Annotated in this window: 15 protein-coding genes; 7 read left to right on the top strand and 8 right to left on the bottom strand. The window is 67.2% G+C overall.

Annotated features, from left to right (window positions below):
* Positions 1-29: 29 nt before the first annotated feature.
* The 4 genes from MC375_RS12910 to MC375_RS12895 are packed head-to-tail and all read left to right on the top strand — an operon-like array spanning position 30 to position 3871.
* Complete coding sequence (locus tag MC375_RS12910) at positions 30-305, top strand: acyl carrier protein (RefSeq protein ID WP_242103809.1); 276 nt, start codon at positions 30-32, stop codon at positions 303-305.
* Entirely contained in the window at positions 289-1827 is a 1539-nt protein-coding gene (locus MC375_RS12905) for a class I adenylate-forming enzyme family protein (RefSeq protein WP_242103808.1), read from the top strand. The genes MC375_RS12910 and MC375_RS12905 overlap by 17 nt, the downstream gene beginning before the upstream one ends.
* Positions 1824-2828 carry an NAD(+) synthase gene (nadE, locus tag MC375_RS12900; protein ID WP_242103807.1) on the top strand — a complete coding sequence of 335 codons (1005 nt, stop codon included), beginning with the start codon at positions 1824-1826 and terminating at the stop codon, positions 2826-2828. The genes MC375_RS12905 and nadE overlap by 4 nt, the downstream gene beginning before the upstream one ends.
* Complete coding sequence (locus MC375_RS12895; RefSeq protein ID WP_242103806.1) at positions 2828-3871, top strand: hypothetical protein; 1044 nt, start codon at positions 2828-2830, stop codon at positions 3869-3871. Before nadE ends, MC375_RS12895 begins: the two co-directional genes overlap by 1 nt.
* 44 nt (positions 3872-3915) lie before the next feature.
* Here MC375_RS12895 and MC375_RS12890 read toward each other — a convergent pair whose 3' ends face one another.
* Positions 3916-4965 (bottom strand): polysaccharide deacetylase family protein, encoded by a 1050-nt coding sequence (locus MC375_RS12890; protein WP_242103805.1) that lies wholly within the window; start codon positions 4963-4965, stop codon positions 3916-3918.
* Here MC375_RS12890 and MC375_RS12885 point away from each other — a divergent pair.
* Positions 4964-5878 (top strand): glycosyltransferase, encoded by a 915-nt coding sequence (locus MC375_RS12885; protein ID WP_242103804.1) that lies wholly within the window; start codon positions 4964-4966, stop codon positions 5876-5878. The genes MC375_RS12890 and MC375_RS12885 overlap by 2 nt on opposite strands.
* Positions 5879-5891: 13 nt before the next feature.
* On the opposite strand, the gene MC375_RS12880 is transcribed toward MC375_RS12885, so the two are convergent.
* The 7 genes from MC375_RS12880 to MC375_RS12850 all read right to left on the bottom strand — a co-directional run bounded on the left by MC375_RS12880 (position 5892) and on the right by MC375_RS12850 (position 14752).
* On the bottom strand, positions 5892-7289 hold the full coding sequence (locus tag MC375_RS12880) for a TIGR03013 family XrtA/PEP-CTERM system glycosyltransferase (RefSeq protein WP_242103803.1): 1398 nt from the start codon (positions 7287-7289) through the stop codon (positions 5892-5894).
* A gap of 156 nt (positions 7290-7445) precedes the next feature.
* On the bottom strand, positions 7446-8840 hold the full coding sequence (locus MC375_RS12875) for a replication-associated recombination protein A (protein ID WP_345779288.1): 1395 nt from the start codon (positions 8838-8840) through the stop codon (positions 7446-7448).
* Between the two features lie 72 nt (positions 8841-8912).
* Positions 8913-9536: a hypothetical protein gene (locus MC375_RS12870; RefSeq protein WP_242103802.1), complete on the bottom strand. Its 624-nt coding sequence runs from the start codon at positions 9534-9536 to the stop codon at positions 8913-8915.
* A gap of 197 nt (positions 9537-9733) precedes the next feature.
* Complete coding sequence (locus tag MC375_RS12865) at positions 9734-10441, bottom strand: hypothetical protein (protein WP_242103801.1); 708 nt, start codon at positions 10439-10441, stop codon at positions 9734-9736.
* A 94-nt stretch (positions 10442-10535) separates the two neighbouring features.
* A complete protein-coding gene (gene lolA, locus MC375_RS12860) occupies positions 10536-11156 on the bottom strand; it encodes an outer membrane lipoprotein chaperone LolA (protein WP_242103800.1) in 621 nt (206 codons plus the stop codon).
* A 112-nt stretch (positions 11157-11268) separates the two neighbouring features.
* Positions 11269-13638 carry a DNA translocase FtsK gene (locus MC375_RS12855; protein WP_242103799.1) on the bottom strand — a complete coding sequence of 790 codons (2370 nt, stop codon included), beginning with the start codon at positions 13636-13638 and terminating at the stop codon, positions 11269-11271.
* Positions 13639-13684: 46 nt separating this feature from the next.
* Positions 13685-14752 carry an alanine dehydrogenase gene (locus MC375_RS12850; protein ID WP_242103798.1) on the bottom strand — a complete coding sequence of 356 codons (1068 nt, stop codon included), beginning with the start codon at positions 14750-14752 and terminating at the stop codon, positions 13685-13687.
* 173 nt (positions 14753-14925) lie between these two features.
* On the opposite strand from MC375_RS12850, the gene trxB reads away from it, so the two are divergent.
* Both trxB and MC375_RS12840 read left to right on the top strand, forming a co-directional pair.
* Positions 14926-15879: a thioredoxin-disulfide reductase gene (gene trxB / locus MC375_RS12845; RefSeq protein WP_242103797.1), complete on the top strand. Its 954-nt coding sequence runs from the start codon at positions 14926-14928 to the stop codon at positions 15877-15879.
* 66 nt (positions 15880-15945) lie between these two features.
* Complete coding sequence (locus MC375_RS12840; RefSeq protein WP_242103796.1) at positions 15946-17076, top strand: GNAT family N-acetyltransferase; 1131 nt, start codon at positions 15946-15948, stop codon at positions 17074-17076.
* Positions 17077-17127 lie beyond the last annotated feature (51 nt).

Genomic DNA, 17127 nt, shown 5'->3' with positions numbered 1-17127 from the left:
CAAGCCAGGGAGAACAGGGAAAGCAACACATGCTCCAGCGGCAGAAGATCAAGCGCTATCTGCTCGAGAACTTCCTGTTCTCGACGGACGACTCCGCGCTCGGGGACCAGGATTCGCTGATCCGCGGCGGCATCCTCGACTCGACCGGGATCCATGAACTGGTGCTCTTCATCGAAGAGGAGTTCCAGATCGTGGTCGCACCGGAGGAAATGACGCCGGCGAACTTCGACAGCATCGCAGCAGTGGATGCCTTCGTCGCGGGCAAGCGCATGCCGGTCGAGCAGCGGAATGCACTGCCTGCCTGACCGGGTCGCCGCAGCCGCCCGCGCGGCTCCGGAGCGCATCGCCTTCGTCGATGGAGAAAGGCGGATCGGCTATGGCGAATTCTGGCGCCAGTGCCACGCCTTTGCCGCGGCGCTGCGCGCACGCGGCCTGGGTCAGGGCGATCGCGTCGCGGTGCTGCTGCCGAACCGGGTCGAGGCCGCGGTGGCGGTGTATGGATGCTGGCTCGCCGGTGGTATCGCGGTGCCGCTCAATGCGCAGGCCCGGGCACGCGACTTCGAGCCATGGCTACGGCATAGCGGCGCCAGCCATCTGGTGCACGAGGCAGGCAATGCCGATGTCGCCGCCGCGCTGGCGGCGCTCGATGCCCCGCCGGTGGCGTGGGCACTGCAACCCCACCAACCCATCCCGTGCGCGGTTGCCGGCGATCCGCATGAGCGCCCCGGAGTCGAGGAGATCGGAAAGCTCCAGCCCGCCATGCCGGCGCTGATCCTGTACACCTCGGGGACGACGGGAGCACCCAAGGGCGTGACCCTGAGCCACGGCAACCTGCTGGCCAACGCGCAAGCGGTGGTCGATTACCTGGCGCTCGAAGCCGGCGACAGCGTGCTCGGGCTGCTTCCGTTCTACTACGCCTACGGCGCGTCGGTCCTGCACACCCACCTGCTGGCCGGTGCGCGGATGGTGCTGGCGCCCAACCTGCTGTTCCCGCACCTGCTGATGGAACTGGTGGCCAGCGAGCGCATCACGGGGCTGTCCGGCGTGCCCTCGACCTTCGCGCTGCTGCTCGACCGCGTGGAATTGTCGGGCTACGACCTGTCCTCGCTGCGCTACCTCACCCAGGCTGGGGGCGCCATGTCGCAGGCGTTGACCCGGCGCCTGCGCACCGCGTTGCCCGGGCCCAAACTGTTCGTGATGTACGGCCAGACCGAGGCCACATCGCGGCTGACCTGGCTTCCCCCGGAACGGCTCGACGACAAGCCCGGCTCGGTGGGCATTCCGCTGGACGGAGTCTCGCTACGCATCGTGCGCGAAGGCGGCGAGGAAGCCCCGATCGGGACGGAAGGCGAAGTGCATGTGCGCGGTCCCAACGTGATGGAGGGCTACTGGAACGCGCCGGAAGCAACGGCCGCCGTCCTGCACGATGGCTGGCTGCGCACCGGCGATCTCGGCCGTCTGGACGCCGACGGCTTCCTGTACCTGGCCGGCCGCCGCAGCGACATGATCAAGACCGGCGCGCACCGGGTGCACCCGTCCGATATCGAAGAGGTCATCGCCGAAGTCGCCGGCGTCGTCGACAGCGCCGTGGTCGGCATCGACGACGACACCCTCGGCCAGGTGGTCAAGGCCTTCGTGGTCATGGACCCTCCTCCGCGCGACGACGCGCTCGGCCGCACCGACATGGCCATCCGTGCGCACTGCCGCGCGCGCCTGGCGCCTTACAAGATCCCGCGCCACATCGAATTCGTCGACGCCCTGCCGCGCACCGCGTCGGGCAAGGTGCGTCGCGTCGCCCTCTCGCAACCCCAGGCCACCGCCGCATGACCCCACTTGAATCGAACACTCTCGACTGGACCGTCCTCGACCTCGACTACGCTCGCGAAGCCGACCACATCGCCGCACGCCTGCGCGAAGCGCTCGCCCGCGACCTGCACCGGCGCGGCCTGGTGGTGGCCATTTCCGGCGGCATCGACAGCTCGACCTGTGTCGCACTGGCGGTACGCGCGCTCGGGCCCGCCCGGGTCCTGGGTCTGATCCTGCCGGAGCGCGATTCCTCCGACGACAGCGCCGTGCGTGCAGGCCTGCTCGCCAGCCACCTAGGCATCCGCACCGAAACCGTGGACATCGCGCCAGCGCTCGAAGCCATCGGCTGCTACCGCGCCCGCGACGCCGCAGTCCGCAACGCCTTGCCGGAATACGGCCCCGGCTGGAAGTTCAAGATCGTGATCGACGGCGGCATCGAAGGCCGCATCAACCGGTTCCGGCTGGTGGCCGAAGCGCCCGACGGCGCGCCGCACGAACGCGACCTGGCATTGGCCGACTACCTGACCATCGTCGCCGCGACCAACTTCAAGCAACGCATCCGCAAGACCCTGGAATACTTCCATGCCGACCGGCTGAACTACGCGGTGGTGGGCACGCCCAACCGGCTCGAGTACGACCAGGGCTTCTTCGTGAAGAACGGCGACGGATCGGCCGACGTCAAGCCGATCGCCCACCTGTACAAGTCGCAGGTCTATGCCATGGCGCGGCACCTGGGGTTGCCCGAACGGGTCTGCGCCGCCGTGCCGACGACCGACACCTACAGCCTGGCCCAGGGCCAGGACGAGTTCTACTTCGCCCTGCCCTACCGGCAGATGGATCTCGCGCTGTGGGCGCTCAACCACGATGTGCCCGCAGCGTCGCTGGCGTTGGCGCTGGGCGTGGACGAGTTGCGGGCACAGGCGATCTACGACGATATCCGCAACAAGCGCCGCACCACCCGCTACCTGCACCTGCCGCCGGTGCTGGTCGACGAAGTCGCCGAACTCGAGGCCGCCGCCTGATGAACGCACAGCTCGCCGCTCCAGCCTATGCGGCGCGCCAGGGCGACGTCGCGCGCGATCGCGACGCGGTGCTCTCGATCTGGCGCGGTAATCTCGGCGAAGACGCCCATATGCCGGCCAAGTACGCGTGGTTTTACCAGCAGGCCGATGCCGGTCCGCCGCTGCTCGAACTGCTGACCGCCGATGGCCTCGAAGTGGGTGCCTGCTCCGCTGGCCGCCGACGCATGCTGCGTGACGGCAAGCCGTTGCGCGCGGGCGTGCTGGTGGATCTGGCAGTCCTGCCCGAACACCGCTCGCTGGGGCCGGCCCTGATGTTGCAGCAGGGTCTGGCCGCCACCGCGCGCAATGAACTCGACCTGCTCTACGGCTTCCCAAATCCCAAGGCCGTGCCGGTGTTCAAACGCATCGGTTATCGCCCGCTCGGCGATCTGGTGCGCTACGTGCGGGTGCTGCGCCATGGCCGTTACTTCGCCCGCCGGCTTCCGCAATGGCTGGCATACCCAGCCGGAATGTTGGCCGACCTGTTCCTGCGGCTGCGCGATACGCTGAGCCATCCGGACACGGCCCTGTTGCATGCGGACTGGAGCGAAAGCACCGATTCCCGGGTGCAGGCGCTCTGGGTCCGATCGACCAAGCCGGACGGCATCGTCGCGGTGCGCGATCAGGCGCACCTGACCTGGCGGTTCGACCGGTCGCCGCAGCGGGGATTCCGCTTCCTGCTGCTGAGTGGCGCCGACGGTTCGCTGCTGGCATGGTTTGCGACCCGTCTGCAGGACGGCATCCTGCACGTGCACGATTACTGGTCGCTGCATGGCCCGGCCGTGGGCACCCGCCACATCGCAGCCCTGCTGCGCGCCGCCCGGGAAGCCGGCCACGCCGCCGTGTCGATCGAACTGGCGACCGCGCCGATCTACCTCGCTCCCTGGCAGGAGCTCGGCTTTGTCGCACGCGGCAAGCGTCCGATCTTCGGCTGCTGGAGTGCGCAGACCGGCGGCGAGGTCCCCACTGCACTGCATTTCACGGCCGCGGACGAAGACGAGTAGCCGCGCAGCAGCTCCCGACCGGCGCAGCTCTCGACCGGCCTGGCTCAGGCCAGGCTGCGGGTCGGGCGGCGGAACAGATACCAAGCGAGCCAGTCGCGACGGAAACGGCGATGCCGGTCGACCACCGTGTCGGTTTCGAATCCGGTACGCCCCAGCAACCAGCCCGGCCCCTGCCGGGTCGGGTTGAGCACAGGCACGCTGGTGAAGAGCAGTTCGTAACCGGCCTGGCGCGCGCGCGCAGCGATGTCCATGTCGAAGGCGCCATGCGGGAACGACATGGTGCGCGCGGGCTTTTCGCTGTCGCCGGGGGTTCCCGCCTGCAGCGAAGCAGCGAGCGAGGCACGGGCGCCGTCCAGTTCTACGTCCAGGTCTTCGGCCTGGGTCATCGGCACATGGGTCTTGCCGTGCAGTCCCAGCGCCACGCCGCCCGCGCGCAGGCGCTCGAGTTCATGCGCATCGACCATGTGCCGCAATCCGTCGTCCATCGCAGCTGCGAAGGGTGCGAGCAGACGGCTGCGGTCATCCCGGGGCAGGTCTTCGATCAGGGCGATCAGCTTGCGCAGACTTGCCAAGTCCTCGTTGCCTGCGGGCGTCCGCACGGAGCCACCAGCGCCATCGATGGACTCCAGCGCCGATGCAAGCTCCGCCACCCGCAGCGCCCCGCGACGCCACGCCGCGATCAGCTGCTCCTGCCAGAACGGCTGACGGCGGCCGACGGCATCGGCCACCACGAACATCAGCCCCGGCAGGCCTGCCCGCTGCAATTCCGGCAATGCGTGGTCCACGTTGTCGGCCCAGCCATCGTCGAAGGTCAGCAGCAGGGCGCGCGGCGGCAGCCGGGAGTGGCCGGCGCGGGCGTCGAGGACCTGCTCGACGCTGACCACGTTGTAATGCCGGTGCACGAAGCCGATCACCTGCGCGAACACCTCGCGCGGCAGGGTGTAGTCGGGATCGCAGGTGGCCCAGCGCGGATCGTCCGCGCTCAGCGTGCGGTGGAACATCACGACCGTTAGAGTGTCCGTATTGCGTATACGGTGGTACAGCGGGAGTGCTCCACTCGCGTACAGAAACCGACGGGTGAGATCCTTCAGCATGGCGCGGACATTCCTGGTTTCAACGATCATACCAACGTACAACCGCGTCGATCTGGTCCAGCGCGCGATCGATTCGGCGCTGGCGCAGACCCGTCCGGTCGACGAGATCGTCGTGGTCGATGATGGCTCCACCGACGGAACCGGAGACGTGCTGCGCAGCCGTTACGGCGACGCGATCCAGTATCACTGGCAGGCGAATGCAGGCGTATCCGCCGCGCGAAACCGCGGCATGGCGTTGGCCCGCGGCGACTATTTCGCCCTGCTCGACAGCGACGACATCTGGCTGCCCGACAAGACCCGGATGCAAGCCGCCTTCCTGGACGCGCACCCGCACATCGGCATGGTGTTGTGCGACGTGGCGCGGGTGGACGCCGACGGCGCGCCGATCGATGTCTTCCGCCGGCGCGACGCGATTCCGCGCGACGGCTGGGTGCTCGCCGATGTGCTGATGAACCCTGCGCTGGCGCCCGCCTCCGCCATGTTCCGGCGCGAGGTCTACGCGCAAACCGGTGGCTTCGACACTACCCTGCGCACGGCCGAGGATATCGATTTCCATCTGCGCGTCGCCCGGCAATGGCAGATCGGCGTGGTCGAAACCACCCTGGTCGAGGCGATGCGCGGGCACGATGGGTTGTCGGCGGAGCCGGGCACGTACGACGACTACGTGCGCGTGGTCGAACGCGCGGTAGCCGATTGCGCAGGCGTGGTCGACGATGCGGTCCGCAACCGGGCGCTGGCCGCGACCTACGCCCGCAACGCGCGCGGCATGCTCATCGGCAGGCGCTGGGCCGACGCGTGGCGCCTGGCCCGGCGCGCCTGGACGGTGGCGCCGGACGCGGGAGCTCGGCGCGAGCTGCTGGGGCTGGCCGCATTCGCAGCGCGTCGCGCCGCCGCCACGGCCATGGGCCGCTGAGCGGCGCCGCGCTTCAGCGCGCACCGCGACCGAAGAGTACGACTTCGACCGTCTGCAGCAGGATCATCAGGTCGAATACCAACCCGTGGTTCTTGACGTAGAACAGGTCGAACTTGAGCTTCTCGTCCGCATCGCGGACGGACGCACCATAGGGATAGCGCAACTGCGCCCAGCCGGTGAGCCCGGGCTTCACCGAATGCCTTACGCCGTAGTAGCGGATCTCCCCGCTGAGCATGTCGACGAAATGCGGGCGTTCCGGGCGCGGGCCGACGAAGCTCATGTCGCCGCGCAGCACCGAGAACAGCTGCGGCAGTTCGTCCAGGCGGGTCTTGCGGATCAGGCGACCCACGCGCGTGCTGCGGTTGTCGTCGCGACTGGCCCAGCGTGCGACTCCATCGACCTCGGCGTCCACGCGCATGCTGCGGAACTTGACGATTTCGAAATGGCGCCCGCGCTCGCCGACCCGGATCTGCCGGTACAGTATCGGGCCGCCCGACTCGAGCCAGACCGCCAGCGCGGTCAGCAGCATCAGCGGCGAAGTCAGGATGAGGATCGTCGATGCCGCCACCAGGTCGAATGCGCGCTTGCTCAGACGGCGCGGCAGCGAGTAATCGAACCCGCCGGACAACACCAGCCATGACGGGTCCACGATGCTCATCTGCACCATGCCGGCCTCGCGTTCGAAGAACGTGGACAGGTCGGTGACCGCCATGCCCCGCTGCACGCACTGCAGCATGTCTTCCATCGGCATGCCGCCGCGTCGCTCATCAGGCGCCATCAGCACCTCGTCGATGCCGAGCCGGTCGGCCAGCGCGAACAGCCCTTCTTCGGGCGGCACGATCAGGCATGCGCTGTCGACGGCCACCGCCTGACCCGGAGCCGGCACGAATCCGACCAGGACGAACGACCGGCGGTCCGACGCCCGCCGCAGCTGGGTATTGATCAGGTTCGCGTTCTTGCCCGCGCCGTAGACCAGGATCCGCTTCTTGAGCACGTCGATCTGCAGCACGTGCAAGGCCAGCATCCGCAGCAGCACGATCGCCAGCAACGAGATGCCGAGCGAGATCGCCAGCACGCCGCGACCGATGTAGGCCTGCGGCACCAGGTAATAGATGACCACCAGCATCACGCCGCCGGTGACGAAGGACAGCAGCAGGCGCAGCACGAAATCCATGCGCCGATGGCGCACATGGACCTGGTACAGGCCGAAGGCGGTCATCGCGCCAGTCAGGCACAGGGCGATCAGCACCGCGCGCGGCGGTGCCTGCTCCAGGTAGATCAGGCGATCGTGCTCATCGCCGTGGAAGCGCAGCCATGCGGCGGCCACCACGGACAGGATGACGAGCACCAGCTCGATCAGCCATAGCGCGCGGATGGCCAGGGCCTTGCGGCTCGAGCGTGAACGTTTCACGCCCCTACCCCTGCGGCGGTGGTTCCCACTGGCACGTCAACCCCCTGATTGGTCGTTCGATCGCTGTCGGCGCCGCAGATCGCACGGCGTTGTCAGCCCATTTGAACGCGGCGTGCAGGTCGCACCGGCCAGGGAACCGCGGCAATGGCCCGCCGGCTACGCTCCGGAAGGTGGGGGGCTCCGCACGCCGCGCTTGCCGGCGATGGCCCGGCTCCTGGCGTCGCGCAGGCGATCGAGCTTTTCCTTCAGCCTCTGCTCGAGGCCGGCGTCGACCGGCTCGTAATAGATGCGTTCGCCCATGGCTTCGGGAAAGCCGGTCTGGTCGAGGGCAACGCCGCCTGCCACGTCGTGGTCGTACTGGTAGCCCTGCCCGTAGCCGAGGCGCTTCATGAGCCCGGTCGGCGCATTGCGGATATGCATCGGCACCGACTGGGTGCCGAACTCGGCGACATCGCGCCGGGCTGCGCCATAGGCGGCATAGGCTGCATTGGATTTGGCGGTGCTGGCCAGGTAAATGACGACCTGGGCCAGCGCCAGGTCGCCTTCCGGCGAGCCGAGGCGGTCGTAGGCGTCCCAGGCTTCGATGGCCATCTGCAGCGCACGTGGATCGGCCAGACCGATATCCTCCACGGCCATGCGCGTAAGCCGGCGTGCCAGGTAGACCGGATCGCAGCCACCGTCCAGCATGCGCGCGAACCAGTACAGGGCGGCATCCGGGTTGGAACTGCGGATGCATTTGTGCAGGGCGGAGATCTGGTCGTAGAACTGTTCACCGCCCTTATCGAAACGGCGGGTGCGATCGGCCAGCACCTGCAGCAGGGTCTGCTCGGTGATCTCGCCGCCGGCATCGGTGGCGTTTCCTTCGGCAAGTTCCGCGGCGATCTCGAGCAGGGTCAGCGCGCGGCGCACGTCGCCATCGGCGGCCTGCGCGATCTGGCCCAGCAAGGCCGGATCGATCCGCAGGCCACGCCCGCCCAGCCCGCGTTCCCGGTCCTGCAGCGCGTGTTCCAGCGCCACGACGATGTCATCGACCGAGACGCCTTCCATGACGTGCACGCGGCATCGCGACAGCAGGGCCGAATTCAGTTCGAACGAGGGATTTTCGGTGGTGGCGCCAACGAAAATGATCGTGCCGCGCTCGATATGCGGCAGGAACGCATCCTGCTGCGCCTTGTTGAAGCGATGCACCTCGTCGACGAACAGCACGGTGCGCCGGCCGCCGGCAAACCGGTGCCCGGCCTCGGCCAGGACCTGGCGCACCTCAGGCAATCCCGACAGCACGGCCGAGATCGCATGGAATTCGGCATCCGCATACTTCGCCAGCAGCAGCGCGAGCGTGGTCTTGCCGCAGCCTGGCGGCCCCCATAGCACCATCGAATGCACATGGCCGGCTTCGATCGAACGCCGCAGCGCGGACCCGGGCGCCAGCAGACGGCGCTGCCCCACCATTTCGTCGAGCGTACGCGGGCGGATGCGTTCGGCCAGCGGGCGCAGGGAGTCGTCGCGCACGCTAAGCAGGTCCGGAGCAGGCTGGGAACGAGGTTTTGGCACGGCCGGAGATCTGGGTTCCAGGCCGCACGATAGCAAGCCGCCGCGCCGTTCCGGCGCGCAGCAGCCCTGCCATTAGCCTCCCGCGGATGCCAGGCTGGTGCTGGCCGGGGCGACGCCCAGTTCGTAATTCACCTGCAACCACGTGTCCTGGCCGCGGTCGTACAGCGCCTCGACCCGGGTCGGCGTGCTACCGTCCGGCCCGAAGTCGGCGAGACCGCTGGCCCGGATACGGACGTAGCGTGCATCGCTTTCGAAGCTCTGGATCGAGTCGAACTGCAGCCACACGCGCTTGCCGCCCAGTTCCTTGCTCAGGGTCGAGGCGATGCGCTCGTCGAGCTCGCCGATCAGCGTCGCGTCGTTGGGCACGCTGTGTTCGCGGGCACCGAACCTGCTGATGGTGATGGCCGGATAGCCCGCATTCGACGAAAGCACGTCGTAGACAGTGCGATAGTTGAAGGTGATCGAGGCCCCCGAGCCCTCCACGCCGACCGTGCCCTGACCACTCACCATGCGTTCGCGCGCACCCGACACCTGCACGTCGTAGCTGTCGATGTTCACCGAGATCGGCTTGCCGTCGAACTGATCGGTCAACGCGACCACCACGACCGAAGCCACCGCATCTTCGAGGCTTCCCTGCGCCGCTACCCCGGGGGGCGACGGGGTGGGCTGGACCTCGGGCGACGGCAGACCGGCCATTTGCCCCGATGCGCCTGCGTTCCGGTTAGCGAAGGCCGGCATCGCCACGCACGGAAGCAACAGCAGCATGGCGCAAGCCAACCGCAAGTGAACTCGGGAGTATCGGCAACGGTGCATCAGCGCTCTGCTTCAATCCATCTGTACATTCAGAACGCGGAGCCTGTGGGCTTCCGGCCGCGCAACCTGCACGCATCCATTCAGGGAGCGGGTGTCGCGACGTCCGCTGCGCGTTCGGCACCGGTGGACAGCTCGTAGGCCATCCGCAGCCAGGCATCCGACTTCCCGTCGTACAGCGCATCGACGCTGAACGGGGCGCTGCCTTCCTCGAAATTGACTGCGCCGACGCCTTCCACCCGCGTGTACCGCTTGCCCACCCGGGTCCGCGTCACCCGGTCCAGGCGCAGCCGCACGGGTTGCTGGACGAATTCGGCTTGCACCCGTCGTGTGGCCTGATCCTGGAGCGCACGCCCCAGCACCGAACCCACCTGGATCTCCTCGCCCGCTCCGTCGTCGCCGAGAACGAGCTCCTGTTGGGGGACGCTCGCGGTCCTGCTGTCGTACAGCGCCTTGAAACGCATGGGCAGCCAGTCGTCGTCATCGCCGATGCGCAGCCGCCCTTCGCCCGACAGGATCGAGTCGATCAGGTTGGCGGGATCGACCTGCATCCGGTCGAGCTTGACTTCGACCTTGCGTTCGCCGAACTGGGTCGAAATCGCGCCGATCAACGCGGCAGCCACCGCGGCATCGATCGTCTGCGCCGCCTCGACGCGCGATTCGGGCGCTGCATCCAGCGCTCTGCCTTCGATGGCGCGGGTTGGAGGAGCGGCGAACGCCGAATGGGTTGCCAGCAGCAGCGCAGCTATGAGGGCAACGAAGGACTTGCAGCAGGATGCGCGATCGGTCATCGCGCAATCCTTGGGGCTGCCGGGTGCACGAGGCGTGAGCCCACGCCGCGAGATTCAGGATCCAGGACGGCGTACACAGCCTCCCGGAACGCGATCAGCCTTCGCCGACCACATCCACGCCCTTGGCCGGAACGTAGGTGAAGGTCCCCTTGGCGAAGCCGGGATTGCGCTTCCATCCCTTGAAGACGATCTCGGTACGCTGGCCGAGCGCATCGACCACGGTCATCTTCTGCAGCCCGCCCTTGCCGAATCCGAGCCTGGCGGAGCGAAACCCGCCGTCCTCGCCCTGGCGCGGGGCGAGCTGCAGCCATTCCAGGCCGTCGGCGCTACCCGCTTCGGTGACGGTGAAGTCGCGCTCGAGCTTGGCCGGGTCGATCAGCGCGGTGAGCGGACTGTTCTGCTCCTCCGCACCCTGGGCACGCTTGGTCGCCTGCTGCAGATCCGGCTCGTAGACCCAGACGTGACGGCCATCGGCGACGATCAGCTGCGGATACGGCTGCACGTATTCCCAGCGGAACAGGCGCGGCGCGGACAGGGCGACGCGCCCACTCGAGTTTTCCTTCCTGCGGCCGTTCTGGTCGAAGACCTGCTGGCTGAACTCCCCGTCCAGGCCCTTCAGGCCCTTGGTGAAGGCGGCCAGATCGTCGCGGGCGCCTGCGTGCACCGGGCCTGCGAGCAGCAGTGCGGCAGCAAGGGTGGCGATGGCGGTTTTCATGCGGAACTCCGGAACATGATCGAACTGGCGGAAAGTGTGGCCATTCAAAGCTGAATGCGTACGCACGGCGCCGCCCCAGGCCTGAACCGCGCGAAACGCGGACCCGCCCGACTCAGTGCGCCGGCGGCGGTGGCGCCAGGACGCTGCGGTCGCCGTTGTGTTCGGGTGGCGACACCACGCCGGCCGCTTCCATGGCTTCGATCAGCCGCGCCGCCCGGTTGTAGCCGATCTTCAGGCGGCGCTGTACACCGGAGATCGAGGCGCGCCGGGTTTCGGTCACGATCCGCACCGCCTCGTCGTACAGCGGGTCGGATTCGTCGCCACCGCTCGAGCTGCTTTCGGGCAGGCCGGTCGCACCGACCACGATCCCCTCGCCCATCGACTGCACTTCCTCGAGCACCCCGTCGATGTAATCCGGACCGCTGCTGCTCTGTCTGAGGTGCTCGACCACGCGATGCACCTCTTCGTCGCTGACGAAGGCGCCGTGGATGCGTTCGGGCATCGCCGTGCCCGGCGGCAGGTAGAGCATGTCGCCATGCCCAAGCAGGGTTTCGGCGCCGGACTGGTCGAGGATCGTGCGCGAGTCGATCTTGCTGGAGACCTGGAACGCGATGCGGGTGGGGATGTTGGCCTTGATCAGGCCGGTGATGACGTCCACCGACGGACGCTGCGTGGCCAGGATCAGATGGATGCCGGCCGCACGCGCCTTCTGCGCCAGACGTGCGATGAGTTCTTCGACCTTCTTGCCGACGATCATCATCATGTCGGCGAATTCGTCGATGAACACCACGATGTACGGCAGCGTCTGCAGCTGCGGCGGCGCCTCGTTCAATTCCGGATTGGGCTTGAACAGCGGATCCAGCAACGGCTGGCCGGCGTCCTGCGCGTCCTTGACCTTCTTGTTGAAGCCGGCCAGGTTGCGCACCCCGACCGCGCTCATCAGCTTGTAGCGACGCTCCATTTCCGCCACGCACCAGCGCAGGCCGTTGGCGGCCTCCTTCATGTCGGTGACGACCGGCGCGAGCAGGTGCGGAATGCCCTGGTAGACCGAAAGTTCCAGCATCTTCGGATCGATCATCAGCATGCGCACGTCGGCCGGGCCGGCCTTGTACAGCAGGCTCAGCACCATCGCGTTGACCGCGACCGACTTGCCCGAACCGGTGGTACCTGCGACCAGCAGGTGCGGCATGCGTCCCAGGTCGGCGACGGTGGGACGCCCGGCGATGTCCTTGCCCAGGGCCAGGGTCAGCGGGCTGCCGGACTTGTCGTATTCCTTCGAACGCAGCAGCTCGCTGAGATAGATCATCTCGCGGTGCGTATTGGGCGTTTCCAGACCGATCACCGACTTGCCCGGGATCACATCGACCACGCGCACCGATTTCACCGACAGACCGCGCGCGATGTCCTTGTCCAGCGAGGAAATCTGGCTGACCTTGATGCCAGGCGCGGGCTGTACCTCGAAGCGGGTGATCACCGGGCCGGGATAGGCACCGACCACCTCGGCGTCGATGCGGAAGTCCTTGAGCTTGAACTCGATCTGGCGCGACAGCGTTTCGAGGGTGTCCTCGTCGTAACCCTTGGTCTGTGGCTTGGGATCGTCGAGCAGGGCCAATGGCGGAATGCCGGATCCATCGCCAACGTGGAACAGCGGGATCTGTTGCTCGCGCTTGGCGCGGTCGCTTTTTTCGACCGCAGCAGGCGCGGGTGGTTCGATCCGGACCGGGGCACGTCGCGCGCGCAGCTCGGTTTCGACCTTGCGCGACTCCTCGCGTTCCACCCGCATCTCGCGGGCTTCCATCCGTTCCACCGCCTGCTGGGTGCCGCGGCGGAACAGCGCCGGCAGCTTCCACACCCATTGCCCGATCCGGTCCATGACCGTGAACCAGGACAGCCCTGTCGCCAGCGTCACCGACACCAGCAGCAGCGCCAGCAGGAACAGATTGCCCCCGACCGGGCCGAAGGCGGCATACAGCGACTTGCCCACCAGCCTGCCGAGGATTCCGCCCGCGCCTGAGGACAGGTCCTCCGCAGCGCCGATCCGCAGGTAAAGCAGGCCGGTCGCGGACACCAGGAAGCCGACGATCCCCACCAGGCGCAGCGCCGGACCCAGGTCGGCATCCCCGTCGCCGTCGCTGTCCATGCCGAACAGCGCGATCCAGGCCACGACGCCCAGCATCACCGGCAGCAGATACGCCACATAGCCGGTCAGGCTGAGCAACACGTCCGCCAGCCAGGCCCCGACCCGCCCGCCCCAGTTCTGCAGGGGCGCGGTGATGCTGCCCGAGTGCGACCAGCCCGGATCGGAGGGCGCGTACGTGAGCAGACTGGCGAGCATGTACAGCAGCAGCGGTGCGATCAGGATCATCGCGATGTCGCGCAACAGCCGTTGCCGGCGCGGATTTGGCGCCCGCGGTGGCGACGCCGCATTTTTCGCGGCGGCGCGCCTGCGCGGGGGTGCGGCTTCTGAGAGCGGGCGTGCCACCGTGTGCGTTTACCTGAAGAAAATCCCCTAGAGCATTGATCTTACTTCAAAGTTTCATGTCCTGCAGCGCCGGGTGCACGAGCTTGCCGGCTTCGACGTTGATCCCCTTCACCAGCGCGGCGTTGTCGCGCCAGCTGCCGCTGGCCAGCTTGTTCACCCAGGGCAGGATCGCGGCGCAGATCGCCTGGGAACTGGTCTGCGGCACGGCGCCAGGCATGTTGGTGACGCAGAAGTGGATAACCCCCTCTTCCACGTAGGTTGGTTCCTTCCAGGTGGTCGGACGCGAAGTCTCAAAGCAGCCGCCCTGGTCGATGGAGATGTCCACCAGCACGCTGCCGTCCTCCATGTCTTCCATCATCTGCCGGGTGATCACGTGCGGGGCGACCGCGCCGGTCACCAGCACCGCGCCGATGACCAGGTCGGCCGCTGCGACTTCTTTCGCCACCAGGTCGTCGTACGGATACAGCGCGGTGACGTTGTTGCCCAGCCGCATCATCGCTTCCATGCGGTCCTGGCGCTTCTCGAACACCACCACGTTGGAACCGCCGGCGGCGGCCAGCGCGGCGGAGGCGCCGCCAGCCATGCCGGCGCCGAACACCACCACCTTGCCGCGCTCTGTCGAAGGCAGACCGCCGAGCAGCTTGCCCTTCCCACCCATGGGCTGGTGCAGGTAGTGGGTGCCGACCTGCACGGCAATCTTGCCGGCGATCACCGACATCGGCGCCAGCAGCGGCAGCTCGCCATTCTCGAGTTCGACGGTTTCGAAAGCCACGCCGGTCAGGCCGATATCGAGCAGGCGTTTGGTCAGCGCAGGCTCCGGCGCCAGATGCAGATAGCAGAACAACAGGTGGTCCTTGCGCAGCAGCGCAAGATCGCCTGCGATTGGCTCCTTCACCTTGACGATCAGTTCGCCCTTTTCGTACAGGGCCGCCGCGTCCGGCGCGATATGGACGCCAAGGCGGCTGTATTGCTCGTCCTTGAACCCGGATTTGATCCCCGCGTCCTTCTCGATCCAGACCTCATGACCGCGTTTGACCAGATCGCCAGCGGCCTCGGGAACGAGCGCAACGCGCCCCTCGAGGGTCTTGGTTTCCTTCGGCACACCGATCCGCATCTGGCGGTTCTCCGTTTGCGGCCGGTCGTACGCGATTCGCGCGCGCCGGCTTGTTTGGTCTATGGGTTGTTGAATTGCGCCTGCGCGCCTTGTGCTGACCGGGTAGCGCCGCCAAGCTATGCGCCTGACGGCGCGGCCCGATCGCGCATCCGATCCCTACACGATTATCCCACATGACCTCTTCCAAGCATTGCCGTCTGCTGATCCTCGGTTCCGGCCCCGCGGGCTGGACCGCCGCCGTTTACGCCGCGCGCGCCAACCTCAAGCCCGTGGTCGTGACCGGCCTGCAGATGGGTGGCCAGCTGATGACCACCACCGAAGTGGACAACTGGCCGGGCGACGCGCACGGGCTGCAGGGCCCGGACCTGATGACGCGTATGCAGGCGCATGCCGAGCGCTTCGAGACCGAGACGATCTTCGACCACATCCATACCGCCGACCTGTCGCAGCGCCCGTTCCGGCTCAAGGGCGACAACGGCGAATACACCGCCGATGCGGTCATCATCGCTACCGGCGCCACGGCCAAATACCTGGGACTGGAGTCGGAGGAGAAGTTCAAGGGCCGTGGCGTGTCGGCATGCGCCACCTGCGACGGCTTCTTCTTCAAGGACATGGATGTGGCGGTGGTCGGTGGCGGCAATACCGCGGTAGAGGAGGCGTTGTACCTGTCCAACATCGCGCGCAAGGTGTACTTGGTACATCGTCGCGACACCCTGCGTGCGGAGAAGATCATGCAGGACAAGCTGCAGGCCAAGATCCAGACCGGGAAGATCGAGCCGGTCTGGCACCACGTGGTCGACGAGGTGCTGGGCAACGATGCCGGCGTCACCGGGCTACGCCTTAAGTCGATGCAGGACGACAGCACTCGCGAGATCGACGTGCACGGCTTCTTCGTGGCCATCGGCCACACTCCGAACACCAGCCTGTTCGAAGGCCAGCTGGCCATGAACAACGGCTACATCGAGATCCGCTCGGGCCTGTCCGGGCACGCAACGGAGACTTCGGTGCGCGGCGTCTTCGCCGCAGGCGACGTGGCTGACCAGCATTACCGTCAGGCCATCACTTCGGCCGGGTTCGGCTGCATGGCGGCGCTGGATGCGGAGAAGTTCCTGGACAAGAGTGAGTAACCGGGCCGCCGGGCTGGCTTGAATGGCAGTCCGTGCGACTACGAACGCACGGCCATGAATGTCCCCATGCAGCAGTCCGTACGCTTGTTCGAATCGCTTTGCTCTGTCCCGGCTCAAGCCTGGGACGCCCTGCACGACGGCCGCAACCCCTTCGTGACACACGCCTTCCTCTCAGGTTTGGAGGAGCACGGTTGCCTGCGCGACGACTGGGGTTGGAGCCCGCAGCACCTGACCCTTTGGGAAGGCGGGGAGCTGGTCGCCGCAGCACCGGGATATGTCAAGACAAACTCGCATGGCGAATTCGTCTTCGACCACGCCTGGGCACGTGCGTACGAACGCTACGGGCGGGCCTACTTTCCGAAATTCCTCTGCGCCGTGCCGTATTCGCCGGTGACCGGGCCCCGGCTACTGGCACGTCGCATGGAGCACAGCCGCGCCCTGCTCAACGCGATGTCGGACCTGACCCGCACCGCCGGCCTGTCCTCCGCCCACGTCAACTTCCACACCGAAGGCGAGGAACCTGCGTTTCCGGCCGGATGGCTCCGCCGTCTCGACGTGCAGTACCACTGGCGCAATGACGCCGGCTGGACCACGTTCGAGGAATTCCTGGGCGCGATGGACCATAAGCATCGCAAGAACATCCGCCAGGAACGAACGAAGGTCGCCAGGGCCGGCGTGACGTTCCGGATCGTACACGGCGACGAAGCCAGCGAGGACGACCTGGCGACGATGTTCGGATTCTACCTGCAGACCTTCGCCGAATACGGCAACTCGCCTGCCCTGACCCTGGAATTCATCCGTCACCTCGCGCGCGAGATGCCGCGTTCGCTGGTCGTCTTCCTGGCCGAGCAAGATGGCGCGGCCATCGCCGGCGCGCTGTGTCTGCGCGGCGCGGAAACGCTGTACGGCCGCTATTGGGGCGCTGCGATGCAGCTACCGGGTCTGCATTTCGAAGCCTGCTACTACCAGGGCATCGATTACTGCCTGCGGGAAGGCCTGCGGGGGTTCGAGCCCGGAGCGCAGGGCCAGCACAAGATCGCGCGCGGGTTCCTGCCGACCTTCGTACGCAGCCGGCATTTCATCGCCGACCCGGCGTTTGCCGAAGCCCTGGGGCGATGGTGCACGGAGGAAGCCGAATCGGTGCGTGGTTACGCCGCGATGCTGGGAGCGCATTCGCCGTTTCGGTCACCACCGTAGGAGCGACGTCGGCCGCGACCTTCCCGCCTCCGGAAGATAAAAGCTCGCGGC

The sequence above is a fragment of the Lysobacter sp. M2-1 genome, from assembly GCF_022662495.1.
Lineage (GTDB): Bacteria > Pseudomonadota > Gammaproteobacteria > Xanthomonadales > Xanthomonadaceae > JAKPBU01.
This window is presented reverse-complemented; position numbering and strand designations above follow the sequence as displayed.

Coding starts and splice junctions, on each gene's coding strand:
- MC375_RS12910 (WP_242103809.1), top strand. CDS start 30: ATGCTCCAGCGGCAGAAGATCAAGCGCTATCTGCTCGAGAACTTCCTG.
- MC375_RS12905 (WP_242103808.1), top strand. CDS start 289: ATGCACTGCCTGCCTGACCGGGTCGCCGCAGCCGCCCGCGCGGCTCCG.
- nadE (WP_242103807.1), top strand. CDS start 1,824: ATGACCCCACTTGAATCGAACACTCTCGACTGGACCGTCCTCGACCTC.
- MC375_RS12895 (WP_242103806.1), top strand. CDS start 2,828: ATGAACGCACAGCTCGCCGCTCCAGCCTATGCGGCGCGCCAGGGCGAC.
- MC375_RS12885 (WP_242103804.1), top strand. CDS start 4,964: ATGGCGCGGACATTCCTGGTTTCAACGATCATACCAACGTACAACCGC.
- MC375_RS12890 (WP_242103805.1), bottom strand. CDS start 4,965: ATGCTGAAGGATCTCACCCGTCGGTTTCTGTACGCGAGTGGAGCACTC.
- MC375_RS12870 (WP_242103802.1), bottom strand. CDS start 9,536: ATGGCCGGTCTGCCGTCGCCCGAGGTCCAGCCCACCCCGTCGCCCCCC.
- MC375_RS12865 (WP_242103801.1), bottom strand. CDS start 10,441: ATGACCGATCGCGCATCCTGCTGCAAGTCCTTCGTTGCCCTCATAGCT.
- lolA (WP_242103800.1), bottom strand. CDS start 11,156: ATGAAAACCGCCATCGCCACCCTTGCTGCCGCACTGCTGCTCGCAGGC.
- MC375_RS12850 (WP_242103798.1), bottom strand. CDS start 14,752: ATGCGGATCGGTGTGCCGAAGGAAACCAAGACCCTCGAGGGGCGCGTT.
- trxB (WP_242103797.1), top strand. CDS start 14,926: ATGACCTCTTCCAAGCATTGCCGTCTGCTGATCCTCGGTTCCGGCCCC.
- MC375_RS12840 (WP_242103796.1), top strand. CDS start 15,946: ATGCAGCAGTCCGTACGCTTGTTCGAATCGCTTTGCTCTGTCCCGGCT.